The organism is Pseudomonas sp. PSPC3-2, from assembly GCF_049897085.1.
In the GTDB taxonomy this organism is placed as follows: domain Bacteria; phylum Pseudomonadota; class Gammaproteobacteria; order Pseudomonadales; family Pseudomonadaceae; genus Aquipseudomonas; species Aquipseudomonas paraveronii.
The window spans coordinates 41880-64024 of the sequence record NZ_JAFCVO010000020.1 but is presented as its reverse complement, the minus strand read 5'-3'; the positions used below and the strand labels follow the sequence as shown (position 1 = coordinate 64024).

Sequence of the window (22145 nt, the reverse complement as noted above, 5' to 3'; positions counted from 1 at the left end):
CTTATTGGCCGGAAGCCTGGGCGGGCGGCGTCGGGCTGTCATCCACCAGGACTTTTTCACCGGGACGTGCGTGTTGCACGCCCTCGACGACGATACGGTCACCGGCCTTGAGGCCGCTGCTGACGACCCAGCGATCATCGATCACCGCGCCCAGTTCTACCGGCTGCAGGCTCACCACCTGTTCGGCGTCCAACAACAGCACCATCGGGATGCCGGCGCTGTCACGGGTGATCGCGCGTTGCGGCACGCTGATACCTTGTTTGTCGACCGCCTGTTCCAGGCGCACGCGCACAAAACTGCCAGGCAGCAGGTCGAGGTCCGGGTTGGGGAACTCGCTGCGCAGGATGATTTGCCCGGTGCCGGGGTCGACGCTGATCTCGGCGAAGAGCAATTTGCCCGGCAGCGGATACAGGCTGCCGTCGTCCTGGATCAGCGTGGCCTTGGCCTGGTCCTGGCCGACCTGCTTCAAGCTGCCGGCGCGGAAGGCGCGGCGCAGGTCGTTCAGTTCACGGGTGGACTGGGTCAGGTCGGCGTGGATCGGGTCCAGTTGCTGGATGATCGCCAGCGGCGTGGCCTCGTTCTGGCCGACCAGTGCACCTTCGGTCACCAGTGCACGCCCGATGCGCCCGGAAATCGGCGCGGTGACGGTGGCGTAGCCCAGGTTCAGCCTGGCCCGTTCGACGGCGGCCTTGTTCGCGGCGACCTCGGCGTTGGTCTGACGCAGGGCGGCGCGGGCGTTGTCGTAGTCCTGACCGCTGATGGCGTTGCCTTCGACCAGTTGGCTGTAGCGCTGTTCTTGCAGACGCGCCTGGAACGCATTGGCCTCGGCCTTGCTCAGGTTGGCCAGGGCGCTGTCCAGGTCGGCCTTGAACGGCGCCGGGTCAATGCGAAACAGCACGTCGCCCTGTTTCACGTCACGGCCTTCCTTGAACACCCGCTGCATCACCACGCCAGCGACCCGCGCCCGCACTTCGGCAATGCGCGGCGCGGCGATGCGCCCGCTGAGTTCGCTGCTGATGGACAGAGGTTTGGCCGCAAGGGTTTCGATGCGCACGTTGGCCAGGGGCATTTCCGGCGCCTCGGCGGACGACTGGTCACACGCACTCAGGGCAAGTGTCAGGGCCAGCAGGCAAAACGGCGCAAACAGATTCTTCGACATGCTCTTATCCCAATATTGACTGGCGCATCCTAATGGCACCTGCGCCGTGGTGCTGTGAAGCTGTGTAGGTCGTCTGTGAAGAAATGTAAGGCGCGGCCCATGTTCGGCTGCGGGCGTATATCCTTGCACGACCTTGCAAACGCTGAAGATCAAATGTGGTAGGGGCTTGCTCCCACCCACAGGGGATTTGTGTAAGACCCATAACCGCATTATTTGGAAACACCATGCCCAACATCCTCCTGGTCGAAGACGACGCCGCACTCTCCGAGCTGATTGCCAGCTACCTGGAGCGCAATGGCTATCACGTCAGCGTGCTCAGCCGGGGCGACCATGTCCGCGAACGCGCGCGCCTCAACCCGCCGGACCTGGTGATCCTCGACCTGATGCTGCCCGGCCTCGACGGTCTGCAAGTGTGCCGCTTGCTGCGTGCCGACTCGGCGGGCCTGCCGATCCTGATGCTGACTGCCCGCGACGACAGCCACGACCAGGTGCTGGGCCTGGAAATGGGCGCCGACGATTACGTCACCAAACCCTGCGAGCCCCGCGTGCTGCTGGCCCGGGTACGCACGCTGTTGCGCCGCAGCAGCTTGTCCGAACCCCAGGTGGCCAACGACCAGGTCGTCATCGGCAACCTGTGCATCGACCTGTCGGAACGCACCGTGACCTGGCGCGAGCAGGCGGTGGAGTTGTCCAGCGGCGAATACAACCTGCTGGTGGTGCTCGCGCGGCATGCCGGTGAAGTGCTCAGCCGCGACCAGATCCTGCAACGCCTGCGCGGGATCGAGTTCAACGGCACCGACCGCTCGGTGGACGTGGCCATCTCCAAGTTGCGCCGCAAGTTCGACGACCACGCCGGCGAGGCGCGCAAGATCAAGACGGTGTGGGGCAAAGGCTATTTGTTCAGCCGATCCGAGTGGGAATGCTGAACCATGTTTCGTGTGCTGCTGCGTCTCTATCTGATCACGATCGTCACCTACAGTGCGGCGATCTACCTGATTCCCACGCTGGTGATCCAGGTGTTCGAGCACCGCTATGTGGACTACAACATCGAACAGTCCCGGGGCCTGCAGACACTCATCGTCAAGCAATACCAGCGGGCGCCGGTGGAGCGCTGGTCGCAGGTCACCGAGCAACTGGGTCGCGACTTCGCGCCGCTCAAGGTTGAACTGCTGCTGCACCAGGACGCCCGTTACACCCCCGAAGAAGAGCAACTGCTGGCGCAGGGCAAACCGGTTATCCGCCTGGGCGACTGGGGGTGGATGGCCGAGGTCAGTGCACCGATCAACCCGCAGTTCGCGGTCAAGCTGACGATCCCGCCGGACCCTCTGGACATGAACCTGCTGTACTGGTCGATGAACGTACTGATCGGTGCCGCGCTGCTGGCCTGCCTGCTGGTATGGCTGCGCCCGCACTGGCGCGACCTGGAGCGCCTGAAAAGCACCGCCACGCAGTTGGGCAAGGGTAATTTTTGCGAACGCACGCGCATTCCGCCGAGTTCCAATATTGGCAGCCTGGCGACGGTGTTCGACACCATGGCCGACGACATCGAACACCTATTGAACCAGCAGCGTGACTTGCTCAACGCGGTCTCCCACGAACTGCGCACTCCGCTGACGCGCCTGGATTTCGGCCTGGCCCTGGCGCTGTCCGAAGACCTGCCCCAGGCCAGCCGCGAACGCCTGCAAAGCCTGGTGGCGCATATCCGTGAGCTGGATGAGCTGGTGCTGGAACTGCTCTCCTACAGCCGCCTGCAAAACCCTTTGCAACTGCCGGAGCGGGTCGAGGTGGTGCTCGATGAGTTTATCGACAGCGTGCTGGGCAGCGTCGATGACGAGCTGGAGAACCCCGAGATTGTCATCGACGTGGTGCTCGACTGCAGCGTCGAGCGCTTCAGCCTCGACCCGCGCCTGACCGCCCGCGCCCTGCAAAACTTGCTGCGCAATGCCACGCGCTACTGCGACAAACGCATCCAGGTGGGGGTCAAAGTGTGCCCCAAGGGCTGTGAAATCTGCGTGGACGATGATGGCATCGGCATTCCGCTGGACCAGCGCGAACGCATCTTCGAGCCGTTCTATCGCCTGGACCGCAGTCGCGACCGCGCCACCGGCGGGTTTGGCCTGGGCTTGGCGATTAGCCGGCGCGCCCTCGAAGCCCAGGGCGGCACCTTGACCGCGCAGGCTTCACCGCTCGGCGGCGCGCGGTTTCGTGTGTGGTTGCCCAGTGTGACTGATTAGAAAAACCGGGTGGGAAGGCGCACACTGTGCCCCCGCTTTACCCGAGGAGAGATTGGCAATGTCCGGTGTTCACACGTCTGCGCAACAGGGCTTTTCGACCCAGGCCGTCACTTACGCCCAGGGCCGACCGAACTATCCACGGCAACTCACGGGCTGGCTGGCTGACGTACTGCGCATCGACGCGCAGTCGACGGTGATCGATCTGGGCGCCGGCACCGGCAAATTCACGCGCCTGCTGAACGCCCTGGCGCCGAGCCTGATTGCCATCGAGCCCGTGCAGGCGATGGCTGCGCAGTTGGCCAAGCTGTTGCCGGATGTACGCCTGGTCAACGGCACCGCCGAATCCATTCCCCTGGCGTCCGCCTGCGCCGATGCGCTGGTCTGCGCCCAGTCCTTTCACTGGTTCTCCACCCAGGCCGCGCTCGCGGAAATCCACCGCGTGCTCAAGCCCGACGGGCGTCTGGGGCTGGTGTGGAATGTGCGCGATGAATCGGTGGACTGGGTGGCGGCGATCACCGCGATCATCACGCCTTACGAGGGCGATACACCGCGCTTTCACAGCGGTAAATGGCGCGAGGCGTTCACCGGTGAGTATTTTTCCGCCCCCGAAATGACTTGTTTTCCCTACAACCATGTCGGCAGTCCGCAGGAAGTGATCATGGATCGCGTCCTCTCCGTCAGCTTTATCGCGGCATTGCCCGCCGCTGAAAATGCCGAGGTCACCGCGCAATTACGCAACCTGATCGCCACTCACCCGGCGCTGAAAGGCCACGATACAGTGGCCTTTCCCTATCAGACCCAGGCCTACGTTTGCCACCGACTGACGTAAAAGGCATAAAGTCAGATCATATTGATATAAGTGGTTATAAGAAAAATCGCTATCCTGCGGCCAGAATTTTAGAAGGCCGCGGGTAGCTGTGATGGATGTGGGTAACGTTGGTTTCGTAGTTGCAGGCCTGATCGTTGGTTTTATCGTCGGCATGACCGGTGTCGGCGGGGGCTCATTGATGACCCCGATCCTGCTGTGGTTCGGCATTAACCCGGCCACTGCGGTGGGCACCGACTTGTTGTACGCCGCGATCACCAAGTCCGGTGGGGTGCTGGTACATAGCAAGAACAAGAACATCGACTGGACGATCACCGGCTGGCTCACCCTGGGCAGTGTGCCCGCCGTGCTGCTGACCCTGTGGTTCCTCGCCAGCCTGCACACCGACCCCAGCGCAATGAACGCCGTGATCAAACAGGCCTTAGGTGTTGTGCTGCTGCTGACCGCCTTGGCCATTCTGTTCAAGCATCGCCTGTTGGCCTTCGCCCAGCGCCATGCTGGCGACGATTACCACATGCACCCGCGTAACTTGAACGCGCTGACGGTGGTCACGGGGGCGGTCCTCGGCGCCATGGTGGCACTGACCTCGATCGGCGCCGGAGCCCTCGGCACCGTCGCATTATTTATCCTTTACCCATTCCTCGCCACGCGGCGCCTGGTCGGCACCGAGATCGCCCACGCCGTGCCCCTGACTCTGGTGGCGGGCCTGGGTCACGCCGGCATGGGCAATATGGATTGGCACCTGCTGGGCTTTTTGCTGATGGGGTCGCTGCCGGGGATCTACATCGGCAGCCACATGGCCGGCAAAGTCCCGGACGGTGTGCTGCGTCCGTGCCTGGCGATCATGCTGATGACCATCGGCTATAAGCTGGCTTTCTAAGGTACGCGGTCGCGGTCGCGTATTGCCGCTGCTGCGTGAGCGGCAAGCCACCGCCTCGATCAAGCCCGAGGCTTGAACAGCACCACCGCCGCGCGCAGTTTGTTGTTGCCGAACCGGCACATGCGCTCGAACTCCGCGTGGCTGACCGGCAGGTGCTGGCAGTCCAGGGGCTGGCGGTGCTGGCTGTGGTCCACATCCGGGTCGTGCAGGTAGACGAAGTCGTCGTCGCAGTCGGTGACCATCACCCAATGCGGCGACTTGGAGCGGGTCAGGCGATAGCTACTGATCAGCACCAGCGGCTGCCCGCCGTCGCTCAGTACCCTGGGCAGATCCAGCGCGCCGCCGAGTACTTGTTCGACCGTGCTGCCGGCCAGCTCTTCCTCGAAGGCGTCATGCACTAAACGCATGACGTCCTTTTTATGCTGATCGCGCACGCCGTCGAGAAACAACGGCCCGCGCACATTCACCTGCATCCGCACGCGAAAGCCCCGACGCCAGGCGGCCAGTGCCAGCCCTTGGGGGCTGCAACCGCCATGGCCGGCGGTCATGAACACGGTGGTCGCTTCACGCCAGATCTGCAGTTCTTCGCGGCGTGCGGCGACGCGTTCCGGCAGCAACGCGCCCATGGCCATCAGCAGGCAGGCGGCGCCACAGGTGAAGTCGGTGGTTTGCTGGTAATACGGCACATTCTGCACACGTGCGTCATGGTGCTGGACGATGCGTTTTTCCAGGCGCAGGGCGGGGGCGTGGTCTTCGTAGTAATCGTTGATCAACGCAAAGCGCCGGTAGCCGTTGCGCTCATACAGGGCGAGGGCGCCGGGGTTGTCGGTGCGTACTTCCAGGCGCAGGTACGCACAGTCGTGCTCCACCGCGCAGGCCTCGATGCGGCTCAGCAACTGCTTGCCCAGGCCCAGGCCGCGCGCAGGCTCGGCGATGGCGATGGAGTACAGCCGCGCCAGGGAGGTGCCGCGATGAAACAACGCCAGCGCATACCCGAGCAATTGCCCGTCCTGTTCGGCCACCAGCAACTCGGCGTGGGCGCGGCTGATCATCCATTGAAAACTGCGTGGCGACAGCCTGTCGGTGGTGAAACAGTGCTGTTCCAGTGCCACCAATGCCGGCACATCGCAGGGGGTTGCAACGCGAAAGAAAAGAGCCATATGACCGCCGTAAAAGTTACGTAACGAAACGGGACTTCTCTAAAAGATCGTGCTTAATAGAAAAGGTCGAGTTCTCTAAAGCGGATCAAATATTATGTCTGCGGTACAAAGTCATTGGCGTGAAGTATCCGAGCAAAGCGTCGCGGCGACAATAACTTCCAAAGGTTATTTTTCTGCTCCGCCCAGAGGGGCAAGTCAAGTAGTGATTATTGTCGAACGCAAGGAAGACTGGGCCTCCTACTTCCCCAGCGAAGACATCGTCACTGCCCAGGAGTACCTCGAACAAACCCGCGAAAGCGAGACCGGCAAGCGCGTGCAGGTGATCAACCTGTGCCGCAGCTACAAGTACCTGGGGCACGGTTACTACTGTTCGCTGCTGGCCGAAGCTCGCGGGCACAAGGTGATTCCATCGGTGCGCACCATCAGTGAGCTGACCAAGAAATCACTGTATGGTCTGGCCCTGGACGACCTCGATAAAACCCTCGATAAAGCCTTGAGTCATCATCTTTACAGCAATACCGAAGGCTTTACGCTGACGCTTTACTTTGGTCGAACCAATATTGATCCGTTGCAGGAGTTGGCGCGCCAATTATTTGAAGCGTTCCCGTGTCCGATCTTGTTAGTTGAATTCAAGAAGAATAACGGCTGGCATATCGAAGGGGTCAAGTCCGGCGTATTACACAAACTACGTGATGACCAGGAAGATCAATTCGCCCACGCCCTCGACAACTTCAGCCGCAAGATCTGGCGTCAGCCGCGCTCGCGCCGATTGGCCCGCTATGACCTGGCGATCCTTCACGACCCCCAGGAGCAACTGCCGCCCTCCAACGCCAAGGCCCTGGAAAACTTCGTCCGGGTCGGTAAAGGTTTGGGCATCGATGTGGAACTGATCGAGCGCAAGGACTACGCACGTTTGGCCGAATACGACGCCTTGTTGATCCGCGAGACCACCAGCGTCGACAACCATACCTACCGCTTCGCCAAAAAAGCCGAAAGCGAGGGCCTGGTGGTGATGGACGACCCTGCATCGATCCTGCGCTGTACCAACAAGGTCTACCTCACCGACCTGCTCAACAGCCATCAACTGGGCATGCCGGCCACCGAGATTCTCTACAAGGAGCGACCGGAAGACTTCGAACGGGTCGGCGAGCGCCTCGGCTTTCCCTTGGTGCTGAAAATCCCCGACGGCTGTTTCTCCCGCGGGGTGATCAAGGTCGAAAGCCAGGAGGCCTTGCTCAAGGCCACCGCTGAACTGTTCGAGCATTCGGTGCTGCTGCTGGCCCAGGAGTTTTTCTACACCGAGTACGACTGGCGCATCGGCGTACTCAACCGCAAGCCGATCTTTGCCTGCCAATACTTCATGTCCAAGGGCCATTGGCAGATCTACAACCACAAGGCCATCGGCCAGGACATCAACGGCGAATGCCGCACCCTGGCGGTCCACGAAGCCCCCAAGGCCGTGGTGGAGTTGGCCGTCAAGACCGCCAACCTGATTGGCGACGGCCTCTACGGCGTGGACCTCAAGCAATCGGGCGACAAGGTGGTGGTGATCGAGGTCAACGACAACCCCAACCTGGATGCCGGTATTGAAGATGCCTACTTGCAGGACGACTTGTATGGCCTGGTGCTGGAGGAGTTCGTCCGACGCCTGGAGTTGAAGCGTCAGGGTCAGGTCTGGTGAGTCGCGATGATCCAGCGCTTTGAATTGATCGATGGAAAGTTGCGCAGCGGGGACAGTGACGAGGCCCCGATCATGTTGTTCAGCAACCCTGACCATGCCGAGCGCAACTGGCTGCGTGAGCACCACAAGCTGGATGAACACGCCCTGGCTTCGGCGCTCGACCCGGACGAAGTCTCGCGCATCGAATTTCACCCCGACAACCTGTTTCTGATCTGGAAGCGCCCGGAGAACTACTCCGGCGGTGGCAACCTGGTGTTTGAAGTGTCGTCCTGCGGCCTGCTGTTTTCACCCGGCCGGCTGTTGGTGATCGCCACCGATGAAACCCCGCTGTCCGGGCTCGGCGCGCGCCGTCCGTTGCACACGCCGCTGGATGTGCTGCTCGATCTGCTGCTCAACAATATTCACCACTACCTCGGTCACCTCAAGGTGATCAAGCTGGTCGCGCGGGAGCTGCAGCAACAGTTCAACGCGTCCATGAGTAACCATCATCTGATGCAGATGTTCAACCTCAGCGAAAGCCTGATCTATTACATCAACGCGCTGCACAGCAACGGCGCCGTATTGTCGCGGCTGCGCAACCATGGGGAGAAGGAGCATTTCAGCGCCGAGATTCTCGGCCTGATCGACGACCTGATCATCGAGAACCACCAGTGCTACAAACAGGCCGAGATCTATTCCAACGTGTTCTCCGGGCTGATCGACGCGCGTGGCAACCTGATGAACAACAGCATGAACAACCTGTTGCGCAAGCTGACGTTGATCAACGTGGTGTTCCTGCCGCTCAACCTGATCGCCAGCATTGGCGGCATGTCGGAGTTCAGCATGATGACGGCGGGTACGTCGTGGTGGGTGTCGTACCCGCTGTTTCTGTTGGCGATGGGCCTGGGCGCCGGGTTGATGGTGCTCGGGCTCAAGCGGATGGCAGGCGGCGCGAATGTGATGTGAAGCCCCACGCCTGTGGGCGCTGGCTCAGGAAGCGGGTTGCAGGGTGAGCACCTCGAACCCGTCCGCCGTCACCGCCACGGTATGTTCCCACTGCGCCGACAGGCTGTTGTCCTTGGTCACCACCGTCCAGCCGTCCTTCAGGCTGCGCACCTTGGCGCTGCCCTGGTTCAGCATCGGTTCGATGGTGAACACCATGCCTTCGCGCAGCTCCAGCCCGGTGCCGGGGCGACCGAAGTGCAGGACCTGGGGTTCTTCATGCATCTGCCGGCCGATACCGTGGCCGCAGTATTCGCGCACCACGCTGTAGCCATTGGCCTGCGCATGGCTCTGGATCGCGTGGCCGACGTCGCCCAGGCGGGCGCCGGGTTTGACCTGGCGGATACCGGCCCACATGGCCTCGAAGGTCATCTCCACCAGGCGACGTGCCTTCGGCGAGACGGCACCGATCATGTACATCTTGCTGGAGTCGGCGATAAAGCCGCCTTTTTCCAGGGTGATGTCGATATTGATGATGTCGCCGTCCTTGAGGATCTGCGTGGCACTGGGCATGCCGTGGCACACCACTTCGTTGACCGAGGTGTTGATGGAGAAGGGGTAGTCGTATTGCCCGAGGCTCGCCGGGCGGGCTTTCAACTCGTGGCGGATGAAGGCTTCGACGGCGCTGTCCAGTTCCAGGGTGGAGCGCCCGGCGGCAACAAAGCCGTCGAGCATGCTGAACACCTGGGCCAGCAGGCGCCCGGATTCGCGCATCACGGCGAGCTGTGCGGTGGTTTTGATCATCAGCTGCGCCCCCGGATCAGGTCGGGTTTGTCCAGCAACAGCTTGTTGATCAGCTCGTTGTAGGGCAGGTGAGGGTTGAGTTCGGCGAGCAAGCCGATCTTGATCCAGAACTCGGCCTGGGCGTTGATGGAACGGTCCATGGCCGCACTGGCCAGGCGCAGTTGTTCGTGTAGTTGGTCGCTGATCTTGACGATGCCCATGTGCTTCACTGTGTTAGATTGATATACGAAGCGTATGCGTTTCGTATATCGCCCGTAAAGCCCCATCAGCTAAATGGCCCCTGGCCATTGACTTGCCGGGCGCCCGCCGGGTAATTTCGTCACATGACATTTCAAACCTTGCATCGCCAGCCAAGCATTATTACCGCCATTCCTCATTTGGCGGGATAGCGCTCGGCTGCACCCACACCCGCCCTAGAGGCGGGTTTTGTTTTTCCGTCTCCAGGTGCCCTTACCCAAGCCAGGAGACACTCATGCGCACTTGCCCCGTCCCACTGACCGCTGCCCCGGGACTGCTTGAGCACTACGTAAAAAAAATCCTTGCCGCGCCGGTCTACGACGTGGCCGTGCGCACGCCCTTGCAAGTCGCCCCGGCGCTATCACTGTTGCTCGACAACCACGTGCTGCTCAAGCGCGAGGACCTGCAACCGACCTTTTCCTTCAAGATTCGTGGCGCCTACAACAAGCTGATGCAGCTTCGCGCCGAGCAGAAGGCCTGCGGCGTGATCACCGCGTCGGCGGGCAACCATGCGCAAGGCGTGGCGCTGGCGGCGCGGGAGTTGGGGATCAAGGCGACGATCGTCATGCCCCGCAGCACGCCGGAGTTGAAGGTGCTCGGCGTGCGCTCGCGAGGGGCGCACGCGGTGCTGCACGGTGAGAGCTTTCCGTTTGCCCTGGCCCATGCGTTGCAACTGGCCGAAGCGTGCGGTTGCACCTTTGTCTCGCCATTCGACGATCCGGACGTGATCGCCGGCCAAGGCACGGTGGGCATGGAAATCCTGCGCCAGCAACCGGGCGCGCTGGACGCGATCTTCGTGCCGGTGGGCGGCGGTGGCCTGATCGCCGGGATCGCCGCCTATGTCAAATACCTGCGGCCCGAGGTGCGCATCGTTGGCGTCGAACCCGAGGGCTCCAGTTGCCTGTTAGCGGCCTTGCGTGCCGGCGAGCGCGTGGTGCTGCCCAGTGTGGACGGGTTTGCCGATGGCACGGCGGTGGCGCAGATCGGCGCCTATGGCTTTGAAATCTGCCGGGAATGGGTGGATGACGTCGTCACCGTCAGCAACGACGAACTGTGCAGTGCCATCAAGCTGATCTACGACGATACGCGCTCCATCGTCGAACCTTCCGGCGCATTGGCCGTGGCGGGCATTCGCAGCTATGTCGCGCAAAACCGTGTGCGCGGGCAGACGCTGGTGGCGATCAACTCGGGGGCGAATATCAACTTTGATAGTTTGCGACATGTTGCTGAAAGAGCGGCGGCGCACAGTGCTGGTTAACTCCCAAGGCCAGGGTTAAACGTTTAATCGGAGTTGTTCGCCGATGATGGGCGTCGAGTGAATTAAGGTGGGGCAAATTTATACAAGATTGTGTATTGCTTATGAGGAAAAGTTACAACAAGAACGGATTTTGCCGAGTAGGCTGATTGATTGTAAGCGTCTTCCAGGGTTGGTAGGACGTGGCAGGCGAGCGCCTGCAAGACTTATAACAATCGATTGGCAGTCTGGAAAGGAGAGGTTGACCATGCTTTCGGAATTAGAACTTCGCAGTATCATTGAAGGAAGTTTCCTGCCTAAACGGTGTGAATGCACCAAAGCTGAAGATGCCTCGCTGACGATCAAGGTGTATGACGACCTTGATCGTGATCGCGTGCATCTGGAAGTTAAAGGTATCAACGCTGACAGACTCGACAGCAGTCGAGCCATTTGCAACCTGATCACCGGGTTGCGCGAGGACCTTAAGCAATCGCATGCGCCCGCGCTGCAAAAAGCAGCAGGGCGCTCCCTCTATTAAATAGAGGCTGTTGGTATCGTCGATGGGTGGGCCTGGTCAATACCAGGCCCAATGTCGTTTATGCCCGCTGCCGCCTGTGATCGCGGGTTCATTCCAGTTGTTGACGATACGGCAGGTCCGGGCCCGTCTTGCCGCAGGTGAGCGCTGCCGCACGAATTGCAAAGCCCAGCATCGCGTCGATCTGTTCGCGGGTCAGGTGTTGCAGGCCCTCGACCGAATCCAACTGCTGCTCGGTCAGCCAGGCAATCAGCGCGGCCTGGAAGGTATCCCCGGCGCCCACGGTATCGGCCATCACCACCTTTACCGCCGGTTGCGACCAGTGGCCGTGCTGGCGGCTGAATACGCTGGCGCCATCGCCGCCACGGGTGAGGAATACCAACTGGCAGCGGTGTTGCAACCAGCCCTCAAGCACGCTTTCCGGCGATTGGTCGGGGTAGAGCAGGTGCAGGTCTTCATCGCTGACCTTGATCAGGTCGGCATGCTTGACCAGTTCGGCCACGCGGTCGCGCCACAGCTGGATATCCGGCTGCGGGTTGAGCCGCACGTTGGGGTCGAGGCTGATCAGACGCTTGCCGCTTTCGCGCTGGACCAGGGCCAGCAGGGTGTCGCCAATCGGTTGCACCACCAGGGAAAACGAACCCACATGCAGCCCACGAATCTCATCGCCCAGGGTCGGCAGGTGCGCGCGCGTCAATTGGCGGTCGGCACAGCCTTCGCCGCGAAAGCTGTATTGCGGCGAGCCATTGGCGCCCACGGCAACCATTGCCAGGGTGGTCGGCGCGGCGAATTCCACCAGGAACTGCGCGTTGACGCCTTCGTCCCTGAGCACCTGCAACAAGCGACGCCCGAGGAAGTCGGTGGACACACCGCCGAACAGCGCAGCGTCGATGCCCAGCCGGCGTAGACCGACGGCGACGTTGAACGGTGAGCCACCGGCAATCGCCTTGTAATTGATCTTCGACGCCTGTCCGCTGGGATCTTCCTCACTGAAAAAATCAAACAGCGCTTCACCACACACCAGATACATAGTCGTTCGCTCTTAAAGGGTTGCCACGTGCTGCTGATAGCGCTCGTAGGCGTGTTGATAGGCGCTGACATTGTCGGCCACCGGCAGGGTACGGCTGGCCGGGTCGACGCTCACGCATTTCTCGCACAGGCTGGCCAGGGATTCGCCGGACTGGCTCCACGCGGCCTGGATCGCCGCGCCCAGGGCCGCCGCTTCGCTTTGTTCGGTGCAGATCACTTCGGTGTGCATGATATCGGCAACCATCTGCCGCCACACCGGGCTTTTCGAACCGCCGCCGATCAGGCGAATGCTCTGGCTGTGCAGGCCGGTCTGGCGCAACAGGTCCAGGCCGTAGCGCAAGCCGAAGGTGGTGCCCTCGACCACGGCGCGGCACAGGTTGGCGCGGGTGAGGTTGGTCATGGTCAAGCCATGCAGGCTGCCGGTGGCGTGGGGCAGGGCGGGCACGCGTTCGCCATTGAGGAACGGCAGCATGCTCACGCCGTCTGCACCGATCGGCGCCTGCTCGACCAGGGCGTTGAAGGCGTTAAGGTCGAGGTCGAACAGCTCGCGAATCACCCCGGTGGCGTTGGTCAGGTTCATCGTGCAGATCAACGGCAACCAGCCGCCGCTGGAGGAACAGAAGGTCGCGACCGACGCCTCGGGGCTCACGTTGGGCTGGTCGGAAAAGGCATACACGGTGCCCGATGAACCCAGGCTCATGGTGATCACGCCGGGGGCGATATTGCCGGTGCCGATGGCGCCCATCATGTTGTCGCCGCCGCCGCTGGACACGATGGCGTCGGGGTTGATCCCCAGGCGTTCGGCGATGGCCGGCAGGATCGTGCCGACGGCTTGGTCGGCTTCGATCAGCGTCGGCAAGGCGGCTTGCAGGCGGCCACTGGGGTCGATGTGCTGGAGCAGCGCCACATCCCAGTCACGGGTGCGCACGTTGAAGTAGCCGGTGCCCGAGGCATCGCCGTATTCCGCGACGGCGCGGCCGGTGAGCCAGTAATTGAGGTAGTCATGGGGCAGCAGGATATGCGCGATGCGCGCGAACACCTCGGGGTGCTGCTCGCGGGTCCACAGTAGTTTGGACACGGTGTAGCCCGGCGCAATTGCCACGCCGAGACGCTCCAGCGAAGCGCTTTCGCCACCCAGGTACTGCAACAGTCGGTCGTTTTCCGTTGCGGTTTCGGTGTCGCACCACAGTTTGGCCGGGCGCAGCACCTGGCCGTGGTCATCGAGCAGCACCAGGCCGTGTTGCTGGCCGGACACGCCGATGCCGAGGATGGCCTGGCCGTCCACACCGGCCTGTTGCAAGGCGCGGTGAGTGGCTTCGGTAAAGGCGTCCAGCCACTCCTGGGTGTGCTGCTCGCGACGGCCATTGGCGCCGCTGATCAGCGTGTGTGCAGCGGCGCCCAAACCCAGCACCTTGCCGCTGGAGGCGTCGAGGACGATGGCTTTGGTGCCTTGGGTGCCGCAGTCGATGCCGAGGAACAGGTTTTGCTGGGTCATGATGATTTGCTCAGCAGTCTTATTTTTCGGATTGGCAATACAGTCAAAATGTGGGAGGGGCTTGCCCCCGATAGCGGTGTTTCAGTGTAAGTGTTCTTTACTGACCCACCGCTATCGGGGGCAAGCCCCCTCCCACAGGTTTAAGCCGGTTTCTTCAGGAGTTGCTGCAGTGTTTTTGTGACGCCGTTGTCGCGCAGGCTCGCATAGCACCGCTCGAACGCTGCCACAAACTCAGCCGACTTGGGAATAGCCGTGCCAAAAATCTCCTCCACCCCGAGCAACCGCCGGTTGATCATCCCGTCATCACTCACCAGCCCCTGGCAAAACTCGGCGCGTGGGTCCGGGATTTTGTAGGCCACGCCATTCTCATCGACACCCTTGAGGTACAACGCCCAGGCCGCCACCACCAGCGCGGCGCGCTCGGTCTCGCGGCCATCGGCGATCAGGCGATTGATCGTCGGCACGGTGAACTTGGGAAACTTCGACGAGCCATCGGAACACACGCGCTCCAACTGGTCGGCAATCGCCTGGTTGGAGAAGCGGTCCACCAGGGTCTGCTTGTACTGCGTGAGGTCGATGCCCGGCACCGGCGCCAGGTTCGGCGTGACGTCCAGGTCCATGTACGCGCGCATGTACGCTACGAACAGCGGGTCATTCATGGTCTCGTGAACGAACCGATACCCCTTGAGAAACCCCAGGTAAGTCAGCGCCAGGTGGCTGCCGTTGAGCAGGCCGATCTTCATTTCTTCATAGGGCGTTACGTCGGCGGTGAACTGCACGCCGACCTTTTCCCAGGCCGGGCGCCCGTTGACGAACTGGTCTTCCAGGACCCACTGCACAAAGGGCTCGCACACCACCGGCCAGGCATCGTCGATAGCGTGCTCATCGTGCAATTGCAGGCGATGCGCGGTGCTGGTCATTGGCGTGATGCGGTCGACCATGGCGTTGGGGAACGTCACGTTGGTTTTGATCCAGTCATGCAGATCGGCATTGTGCAGGGCGGCGAAGGCCAGCAGTGCCTTGCGCGTGACGGCGCCGTTGTGCGGCAGGTTATCGCAGGACATTACGGTGAACGCCGGAGTACCGGCGGCGCGGCGCTGGGTCAGCGCCGCGCAGATAAAGCCGAACACGGTTTTCGGTGCCTTCGGGTGCGCCAGGTCGTGCTGGATCTGGGGCAGGTGGGCCATGAACTCGCCGTTACTGTCGTCGATGCAATAGCCGCCTTCGGTGATGGTCAGCGAGACGATGCGGATCTGCGGGCTGGCCAGTTTGTCGATCAGCGCCTGGGCGCCGTCCTCGGCCAGCAGCATGTCGCTGATCGAGCCGATTACGCGCACGTCGGTGTCGTCGCTGTCGCCCAATTCATACAGAGTGAACAGGTAATCCTGACCGGCCAGGTCATCGCGGGCCTTGCGGTCCTCGGCGCGCAGGCCGACGCCGCAGATGCTCCAGTCCAGGCCCTCGCCGGTATTCATCAGCGCATCGGTGTAATACGCCTGGTGCGCGCGGTGGAAACCGCCGACGCCGATATGGGCGATGCCCTGGCGGGTATCGGCAATGGCGTAGGCCGGGATGTTCACTTCCGGCGCCAGTTGGGTGAGGTTCTGTTTATTCAGTTTCATCACAAATCTCGCGAAATCAGGCGGCGGCGCGCAGTGGGCGGGTAACGGCCACGCCGTCGGTGTCGAACAGATGGCAGTGCGCCGGGTCCAGGTGCAGGTGCAGCGTCTCGCCATACTGGCTGGCCATGTCGCCACGAATGCGCAGGGTCAGCGGCTCGCCGTTGGCGGTGATGACGTGGCAGAAGGTATCGCTGCCCAGGCGCTCGCCGACGTCGGCGGTGACGGTCAGGCTAGTCTGGCCCGGTGCGGCGAGTTCCAGGTGCTCGGGGCGAATACCCAGGGTCACCGCGCTGCCCACGCTCAGGGTGGCGCCGCTCAGCGGCAGGCTGATCAGCGTACCGGCGTCCAGTTGCACCTCGCAGCCCTGGCCCTCGACCCGCGTGACCTTGCCCTTGAGGAAGCCCATCTTCGGCGTGCCAAGAAACCCCGCGACAAACAGGTTGGCCGGCTGGTGGTAAAGGTCCAGCGGCGAGCCGACCTGCTCGATGCGGCCGCTGTTAAGCACCACCACTTTGTCGGCCAGGGTCATCGCTTCGACCTGGTCGTGGGTCACGTAGATCATGGTCGCTTGCAGCTCTTTGTGCAGGCGCGCCAGTTCCAGGCGCATCTGCACGCGCAGCGCGGCGTCGAGGTTGGACAGCGGTTCGTCGAACAGAAAGATCTTCGGGTTACGCACGATCGCCCGGCCGATCGCCACGCGCTGGCGCTGGCCGCCGGACAGTTGCTTGGGCTTGCGCTCCAGCAGCGGGCCCAGTTCGAGGATGCGCGCCGCTTCGTTGACTTTGCTTTCCACCAGCTTTTTGTCGACGCCCGCGAGGTCGAGGGCAAACGACATGTTCTTGCGCACGCTCATGTGCGGGTACAGCGCGTAAGTCTGGAACACCATCGCCAGGTCGCGCTTGGCCGGGGTCACTTCGGTGATGTCGCGGCCATCCAGTTCGATGGTGCCTTCGCTGACTTCTTCCAGGCCGGCGATCAGCCGCAGCAACGTGGATTTACCGCAGCCCGACGGGCCGACGAAGACCACGAATTCCTTGTCGTTCACTTCCAGGTCGATGCCCTTGATGATGGAAAAGCCTTCGAAGCCTTTTTGCAGATTCTTGATTTTCAGGTTGGCCATGGGATGGGCCTCCGCTTGGAATTTTTATAGGAAAGCCGTTATTTCACGGCGCCGAAGGACAACCCGCGCACCAACTGTTTCTGGCTGATCCAGCCAAAGATCAGGATCGGCGCGCAGGCCAGGGTCGAGACGGCCGACAATTTGGCCCAGAACAAGCCTTCGGGGCTGGAGTAGGAGGCGATCAGCGCGGTCAGCGGCGCGGCATTCGAGGAGGTCAGGTTCAACGACCAGAACGCCTCGTTCCAGCACAGGATCAGCGACAGCAACACCGTGGACGCCAGGCCGCCTTTGGCGATCGGCAGCAGTACGCGGACCATTTCCTGCCACAGGGTGGCGCCGTCCAGGCGGGCCGCTTCGAGGATGTCTTTGGGGATGTCCTTGAAGTAGGTGTAAACCATCCACACCACGATCGGCAGGTTGATCAGGGTGTAGATGATGATCAGCGCGATACGCGTATCCAACAAGCCGAAGCTCTTGGCCAGCAGGTAGATCGGCATCAGCACGCCCACCGGCGGCAGCATCTTGGTCGACAGCATCCACAGCAGCGTGCTCTTGGTGCGTTTGGTCTCGTAGAACGCCATGGAGTAGGCCGCCGGCACCGAGATCAGCAGGCATAAGGCGGTGGCGCTGAACGAAATCAGCACCGAGTTCCACGCATAGCTGAAGTAGTTGCTGCGCTCGTTGATGTGCAGGTAGTTCTCCAGCGTCGGCGTGAAGATGAACTGCGGCGGCGTGGCGAACGCATCGATCTCGGTCTTGAAGCTGGTCAGCACCATCCAGAAGATCGGGAAGAAGATCAGGATCGCGATGGCCCAGGCCAGGGTGCCGAGCAACAGGCTTTGCAGGCGGCGGGATTGTTGAAGCGTCATGGCGCGGCCCTCAAGGCTTATCAGTCAGGTTTTTGCCGATCATCCGCACCAGGATGATCGCCGCGATATTGGCGATGACCACGGCAATCAAGCCGCCGGCCGAGGCCATTCCCACGTCGAACTGCACCAGCGCCTGGTTGTAGATCAGGTAGGCGAGGTTGGTCGAGGCGTAGCCGGGGCCGCCGTTGGTGGTGGTGAAGATTTCGGCGAATACCGAGAGCAGGAAGATGGTTTCGATCATCACCACCACGGCAATCGGGCGCGCCAGGTGGGGCAGGGTCAGGTGCCAGAAAATCGCAATAGCGCCGGCGCCGTCGAGGCGTGCGGCTTCTTTTTGCTCCTGGTCAAGAGACTGCATGGCGGTCATCAGCAGCAAGATGGCGAAGGGCAGCCATTGCCACGAGACAATGATGATGATCGACAGCAGCGGGTAATGCGCCAGCCAGTCCACTGGCTGGGCGCCGAACAGCTTCCACACGTAGGCGAGAATCCCCGACACCGGGTGGAAAATCAGGTTCTTCCAGATCAGCGCACCGACGGTGGGCATGATGAAAAATGGCGAGATCAACAACACCCGCACCAGGCCGCGCCCGAAGAACTCACTGGCCTCCAGCAGGGCGCTGATCAACACGCCAAATACCACGCTGATCAACAGCACGCTGCCGACCAGCAACAGGGTATTGGTGGCGCCGGGCAGGAAGCCCGAGTCGGTGATGAAGTAGGTGAAGTTCTCCAGCCCCACGAACTGGTTTTCGCCGGGGTAGAGCAGGTTGTAGCGGATCAGCGAAAAGTACAGGGTCATGCCCAGCGGCACGATCATCCACAGCAGCAGCAAGGCTACCGAGGGGCTGACGAGAAACCAGCCGGGGTTGGCCAGGCGGCTTTTGCGCGGCTTTTCAGACGCGGCGGTTTGCACTTTGGCAGTGGTGGTATTCATAGGGTCAGAACCAGTCAGGTACATGCAGAACGAGAGTCGAAGCGCGGTCAGTGTGGGAGGGGGCTTGCCCCCGATAGCGGAGTGTCAGTCACAGAACCATCAACTGGTAGATCGCTATCGGGAGCAAGCCCCTCCCACATTTGACTGTGGTGAGCCAGGGTTACTTGGGGTAACCGGCCCGCTTCATTTCACGCTCGGTGGTGGTCTGCGCGGCGCTCAAGGCTTGATCCACCGTTTGCTGGCCGGTCAGCGCACCCGAGAAGAACTTGCCGACCTGGGTACCGATCGCCTGGAACTCAGGAATGGTCACCAGTTGGATACCGATATACGGCACCGGTTTGAGCGTTGGTTTGGTCGGATCGGCGACTTTCAGCGATTCCAGGGTGACCTTGGCGAACGGCGCGGCCTTCATGTATTCGTCGCTGTAGGTCGACTTACGCGTACCCGGCGGGACGTTGGCGATGCCGTCGGTCTTGGCGACCAAAGCGCCGTATTCCTTGGAAGTCGCCCAACTGCTGAACAGCTTGGCGGCCTCCTTGGCCTTGGAGCTGGTCGGGATGGCCAGGGACCAGGAGTACAACCACGAGGTGCCTTTGTCGGTCTTCTCGTGCGGGGCGAAGGTGAAGCCGACATGGTCCGCCACCTTGCTTTGGGTCTTGTCGGTGACGAACGAACCGGCCACGCTGGCGTCGACCCAGATCGCGCACTTGCCGCTGTTGAACAGCGCGAGGTTTTCGTTGAAACCGTTGCTCGACGCGCCGGGCGGGCCGGATTTCTTCATATTGTCGACGTAGAAGTTCAGCGCGTCCTTCCATTCAGGGCCATTGAATTCAGGCTGCCATTTCTCGTCGAACCAGCGCGCCCCGTAGCCGTTGGCCAGGGTGGTAATCAGCGCCATGTTTTCACCCCAACCGGCTTTGCCGCGCAGGCACAGGCCGTATTGCTCTTTGGTTTTGTCGGTGAGTTTTGCCGCGTATTCACTGATCTGCGTCCAGGTCGGGTGCTCGGGCATGCTCAGCCCGGCGTCCTTGAACAGGTCGGTGCGGTAATAGGTGATCGAGCTTTCCGCATAGAACGGTAGGGCGTACAGCGAACCCTTGACGGACAAACCGTCACGCACGGAAGGGAACACATCGTCGAGGTCGTAGGACGCCGGCAGGTCTTTCATCGGTTCCAGCCAGCCCTTGGCGCCCCAGAGTGCAGCTTCGTACATGCCGATGGTCAACACGTCGAACTGCCCGCCCTGGGTCGCGATGTCGGTGGTCAGGCGTTGGCGCAGGACGTTTTCTTCGAGCACCACCCAATTCAACTTGATGTCCGGATGCTCGGCCTCGAAGGTTTTCGAGAGCTTTTGCATGCGGATCATGTCGCTGTTGTTGACGGTGGCAATGGTCAGGGTTTGCGCGCCAAGGCTGACGGCGCTGAGGGTCATGCATGCCGTCATGCAAGAACAGGCAAGCAGTGTTTTTGCTGTGAACTTCATCGCGCACTCCTTTTCTGCGCCCAGGGGCTGCAGAAGGACAGTTATTGTTGTTGTGTCTTCCCACGCTGAGCCAGGAAGAGTGTGCGTTGATTACAGCCCTCAAGCGGGGGGTGTGACAAATCCTTGGGCGCACTGGGACTGATACTTTTTTGCACTCGCCCACAAAAAGCCGAAACGATTAAGCCAGGTTCTGTTCGGTGAGCCGCTGCACCGCCAGGCGCCGGTAGTGGGAAGGGGTCATGCCTTTAAGCTGCTGGAAGCGCCGATTGAAGTTGGAAATATTGTTGAACCCCGACTCGAAGCACACATCGGTGACGGCCTTGTCACCATCGGCCAGCAGTTCGCAGGACTTGCTGATGCGCAGGCGATTGACGAATTCGATAAACGTGCGCCCGGTGGCCTGCTTGAACACCCGCGAGAAATACGTCGGTTTCATCCCTAGGTAGTCGGCCACTTCCTCCAGTGACAACTCCCGCGCGTAATGCGCAAAAATGTAGTCCACCGCCCGGTTGGTGCGGTCGATGCTGTGTTCGTCGGCCAGTTGCGGCGTGGTCACGCCGGACAGCAGTTGGTAGTCCTCACACGCGCTCAACACCTCCAGCAGGATAAAGAAGTGCCCTAGGCGCGCCATGCCCTGGGCGTCCTCGATGCGTTGCATCAGGGCCATGGCCTGGGCGATGGTCTTTTTGCAGCGAAACTCGATGCCGGACTGCGCCCGCTCCAGTAGCGGCGCCAGGGTCTTGAGTTCGGCAAAAATGTGACTGCCGTTCTCCAGCAGCTCATCGGTGAAATTCACCAGCATGTCGCGCTTGGGCACCACTTCGTCTTCCTCGACCTGGCTGATCCAGTTATGGGGCAGGTTCGGGCCGGTGAGGAACAGGCTTTCCGGGTAGAAATTGCCGATATAGTCACCGATAAACACCTTGCCGGAGCTGGCGACGATCAGGTGCAGCTCGTACTCCTTATGGAAATGCCAGCGCACCAGGGGACAAGGGAAACCATGCTGGCGATAGATGATAGACAGACCGTTGTGATCGTCCATCAGCTCGTAGGAAGGGTCGGTGATTCGCGTTGCTCGGGTCATGCTGCCGTCGCTTTATTGTGGTTGCGATTTGAATAATGCCCCCTTGTGTGCGACCGCTGCCAGCGGCAAGTTGGTTGGAGCATCCCTGCATGCCATTTTTTCTGTCTGCTCTTCAATATATTTAACTGGTCTGTGCTATCAACAAATGCGTTTGCAGGCAGGCGTCGTGCCAGTCGAGAGGGCATGGTCGCTGGAATCAAAGAAGGTTTTTATCTGAAACAGAACACGAACGAGGGCTTGGTTATGATTCGTGATGCACTACCCAAGGACGCGAAGAGCATCGCTGATGTTCATGTCAGTAGCTGGCAACACGCTTATGTGAATTTGATGCCGGCTGATTTTTTGGGCTCGCTTACTGCGACATTGCCTAAAAGAGCGGCTCATTGGGCTCATGCAATTGAAAGCAAAGAGGCTGACGTTTTAGTGTCAGAGGTAGATGGAAACGTTATTGGTTGGATTTCAGTGGGTCCTTGTCGTGATGAAGATAAGCCCGCTGCGGCATCGGGAGAGGTCATGGCCATCTACGTTTTGGCAGAGTATTGGGGTAAAGGAATAGGCGCTGAGTTGTGGAAGTCAGGTTTAAAACGCCTGTTTGATCAGGGCTATAAAGATATTACTTTGTGGGTTTTATCTGCAAACGAAAGAGCTGTTCGCTTCTATCAGGGGCTCGGCGGAAGAGAAGAGCCTGGTAGCCGTCGCACGCTCGTCCGTGGTGGCGTGTCGCTGGATGAGGTGAGGTATGTTTGGGGAAGTTAAGGGTTAGGGAAGCCCCTGCCGACGTGTCGCGCAGAGGCGGCACGTCGAAATTACGATTTTTATGCGCTTCAGGCTGCGC

The 22145-nt window shown here is 61.1% G+C and carries 21 protein-coding genes; 9 read left to right on the top strand and 12 right to left on the bottom strand.

What is annotated here, in order from left to right; all coding sequences use genetic code 11:
- Nucleotide 1: 1 nt before the first annotated feature.
- Complete coding sequence (locus ACP7CJ_RS25120) at nt 2-1159, bottom strand: efflux RND transporter periplasmic adaptor subunit (RefSeq protein ID WP_276193266.1); 1158 nt, start codon at nt 1157-1159, stop codon at nt 2-4.
- Between the two features lie 224 nt (nt 1160-1383).
- Here ACP7CJ_RS25120 and ACP7CJ_RS25115 point away from each other — a divergent pair, with 224 nt between their 5' ends.
- From ACP7CJ_RS25115 to ACP7CJ_RS25100, 4 genes are all read left to right on the top strand, one after another.
- Nucleotides 1384-2085, top strand: a complete 702-nt coding sequence (locus tag ACP7CJ_RS25115) for a response regulator transcription factor (RefSeq protein ID WP_276193264.1) — start codon at nt 1384-1386, stop codon at nt 2083-2085.
- Between the two features lie 3 nt (nt 2086-2088).
- Nucleotides 2089-3393, top strand: a complete 1305-nt coding sequence (locus tag ACP7CJ_RS25110; RefSeq protein ID WP_426102535.1) for an ATP-binding protein — start codon at nt 2089-2091, stop codon at nt 3391-3393.
- A 58-nt stretch (nt 3394-3451) separates the two neighbouring features.
- Nucleotides 3452-4222 (top strand): class I SAM-dependent methyltransferase, encoded by a 771-nt coding sequence (locus ACP7CJ_RS25105; protein ID WP_426102533.1) that lies wholly within the window; start codon nt 3452-3454, stop codon nt 4220-4222.
- 91 nt (nt 4223-4313) lie between these two features.
- Complete coding sequence (locus tag ACP7CJ_RS25100; RefSeq protein WP_247408364.1) at nt 4314-5099, top strand: sulfite exporter TauE/SafE family protein; 786 nt, start codon at nt 4314-4316, stop codon at nt 5097-5099.
- A gap of 59 nt (nt 5100-5158) precedes the next feature.
- Here the strand turns inward: ACP7CJ_RS25100 and ACP7CJ_RS25095 are convergent, their stop codons facing one another.
- On the bottom strand, nt 5159-6259 hold the full coding sequence (locus ACP7CJ_RS25095; protein WP_426102531.1) for a peptidase C39 family protein: 1101 nt from the start codon (nt 6257-6259) through the stop codon (nt 5159-5161).
- 94 nt (nt 6260-6353) lie between these two features.
- Between ACP7CJ_RS25095 and ACP7CJ_RS25090 the strand changes: the two genes are divergently transcribed.
- The gene (locus ACP7CJ_RS25090) at nt 6354-7940 is read left to right on the top strand and encodes a RimK family protein (protein WP_247407095.1); all 1587 of its coding nucleotides are present in this window, start codon (nt 6354-6356) and stop codon (nt 7938-7940) included.
- A gap of 6 nt (nt 7941-7946) precedes the next feature.
- On the top strand, nt 7947-8885 hold the full coding sequence (locus ACP7CJ_RS25085; protein ID WP_276193261.1) for a magnesium transporter CorA family protein: 939 nt from the start codon (nt 7947-7949) through the stop codon (nt 8883-8885).
- 24 nt (nt 8886-8909) lie between these two features.
- On the opposite strand, the gene map is transcribed toward ACP7CJ_RS25085, so the two are convergent.
- Together map and ACP7CJ_RS25075 are read right to left on the bottom strand one after the other, a co-directional pair.
- On the bottom strand, nt 8910-9665 hold the full coding sequence (gene map, locus ACP7CJ_RS25080) for a type I methionyl aminopeptidase (protein WP_426102529.1): 756 nt from the start codon (nt 9663-9665) through the stop codon (nt 8910-8912).
- Nucleotides 9665-9865, bottom strand: a complete 201-nt coding sequence (locus ACP7CJ_RS25075) for a ParD-like family protein (RefSeq protein WP_247407098.1) — start codon at nt 9863-9865, stop codon at nt 9665-9667. Before ACP7CJ_RS25075 ends, map begins: the two co-directional genes overlap by 1 nt.
- 272 nt (nt 9866-10137) lie before the next feature.
- On the opposite strand from ACP7CJ_RS25075, the gene ilvA reads away from it, so the two are divergent.
- The gene (gene ilvA, locus ACP7CJ_RS25070; RefSeq protein WP_426102527.1) at nt 10138-11160 is read left to right on the top strand and encodes a threonine ammonia-lyase, biosynthetic; all 1023 of its coding nucleotides are present in this window, start codon (nt 10138-10140) and stop codon (nt 11158-11160) included.
- Between the two features lie 244 nt (nt 11161-11404).
- Complete coding sequence (locus ACP7CJ_RS25065) at nt 11405-11674, top strand: DUF1652 domain-containing protein (protein ID WP_276193257.1); 270 nt, start codon at nt 11405-11407, stop codon at nt 11672-11674.
- Nucleotides 11675-11762: 88 nt separating this feature from the next.
- Here the strand turns inward: ACP7CJ_RS25065 and ACP7CJ_RS25060 are convergent, their stop codons facing one another.
- The 8 genes from ACP7CJ_RS25060 to ACP7CJ_RS25025 all read right to left on the bottom strand — a co-directional run bounded on the left by ACP7CJ_RS25060 (nt 11763) and on the right by ACP7CJ_RS25025 (nt 21310).
- Nucleotides 11763-12701, bottom strand: coding sequence for a carbohydrate kinase family protein (locus tag ACP7CJ_RS25060; protein WP_426102525.1), 939 nt, complete (start codon nt 12699-12701; stop codon nt 11763-11765).
- 12 nt (nt 12702-12713) lie between these two features.
- On the bottom strand, nt 12714-14195 hold the full coding sequence (xylB, locus tag ACP7CJ_RS25055; RefSeq protein ID WP_276193255.1) for a xylulokinase: 1482 nt from the start codon (nt 14193-14195) through the stop codon (nt 12714-12716).
- A 140-nt stretch (nt 14196-14335) separates the two neighbouring features.
- Entirely contained in the window at nt 14336-15817 is a 1482-nt protein-coding gene (locus ACP7CJ_RS25050; protein WP_276193254.1) for a mannitol dehydrogenase family protein, read from the bottom strand.
- Nucleotides 15818-15833: 16 nt separating this feature from the next.
- On the bottom strand, nt 15834-16937 hold the full coding sequence (locus ACP7CJ_RS25045) for an ABC transporter ATP-binding protein (RefSeq protein ID WP_276193253.1): 1104 nt from the start codon (nt 16935-16937) through the stop codon (nt 15834-15836).
- A gap of 38 nt (nt 16938-16975) precedes the next feature.
- Nucleotides 16976-17806, bottom strand: coding sequence for a carbohydrate ABC transporter permease (locus ACP7CJ_RS25040; protein WP_027606403.1), 831 nt, complete (start codon nt 17804-17806; stop codon nt 16976-16978).
- 10 nt (nt 17807-17816) lie between these two features.
- Nucleotides 17817-18743, bottom strand: coding sequence for a carbohydrate ABC transporter permease (locus ACP7CJ_RS25035; RefSeq protein WP_276193252.1), 927 nt, complete (start codon nt 18741-18743; stop codon nt 17817-17819).
- 160 nt (nt 18744-18903) lie between these two features.
- The gene (locus tag ACP7CJ_RS25030) at nt 18904-20226 is read right to left on the bottom strand and encodes an ABC transporter substrate-binding protein (protein ID WP_276193251.1); all 1323 of its coding nucleotides are present in this window, start codon (nt 20224-20226) and stop codon (nt 18904-18906) included.
- A gap of 178 nt (nt 20227-20404) precedes the next feature.
- Complete coding sequence (locus ACP7CJ_RS25025) at nt 20405-21310, bottom strand: AraC family transcriptional regulator (RefSeq protein ID WP_276193250.1); 906 nt, start codon at nt 21308-21310, stop codon at nt 20405-20407.
- 243 nt (nt 21311-21553) lie between these two features.
- On the opposite strand from ACP7CJ_RS25025, the gene ACP7CJ_RS25020 reads away from it, so the two are divergent.
- Nucleotides 21554-22066, top strand: coding sequence for a GNAT family N-acetyltransferase (locus tag ACP7CJ_RS25020; protein WP_276197944.1), 513 nt, complete (start codon nt 21554-21556; stop codon nt 22064-22066).
- Nucleotides 22067-22145 lie beyond the last annotated feature (79 nt).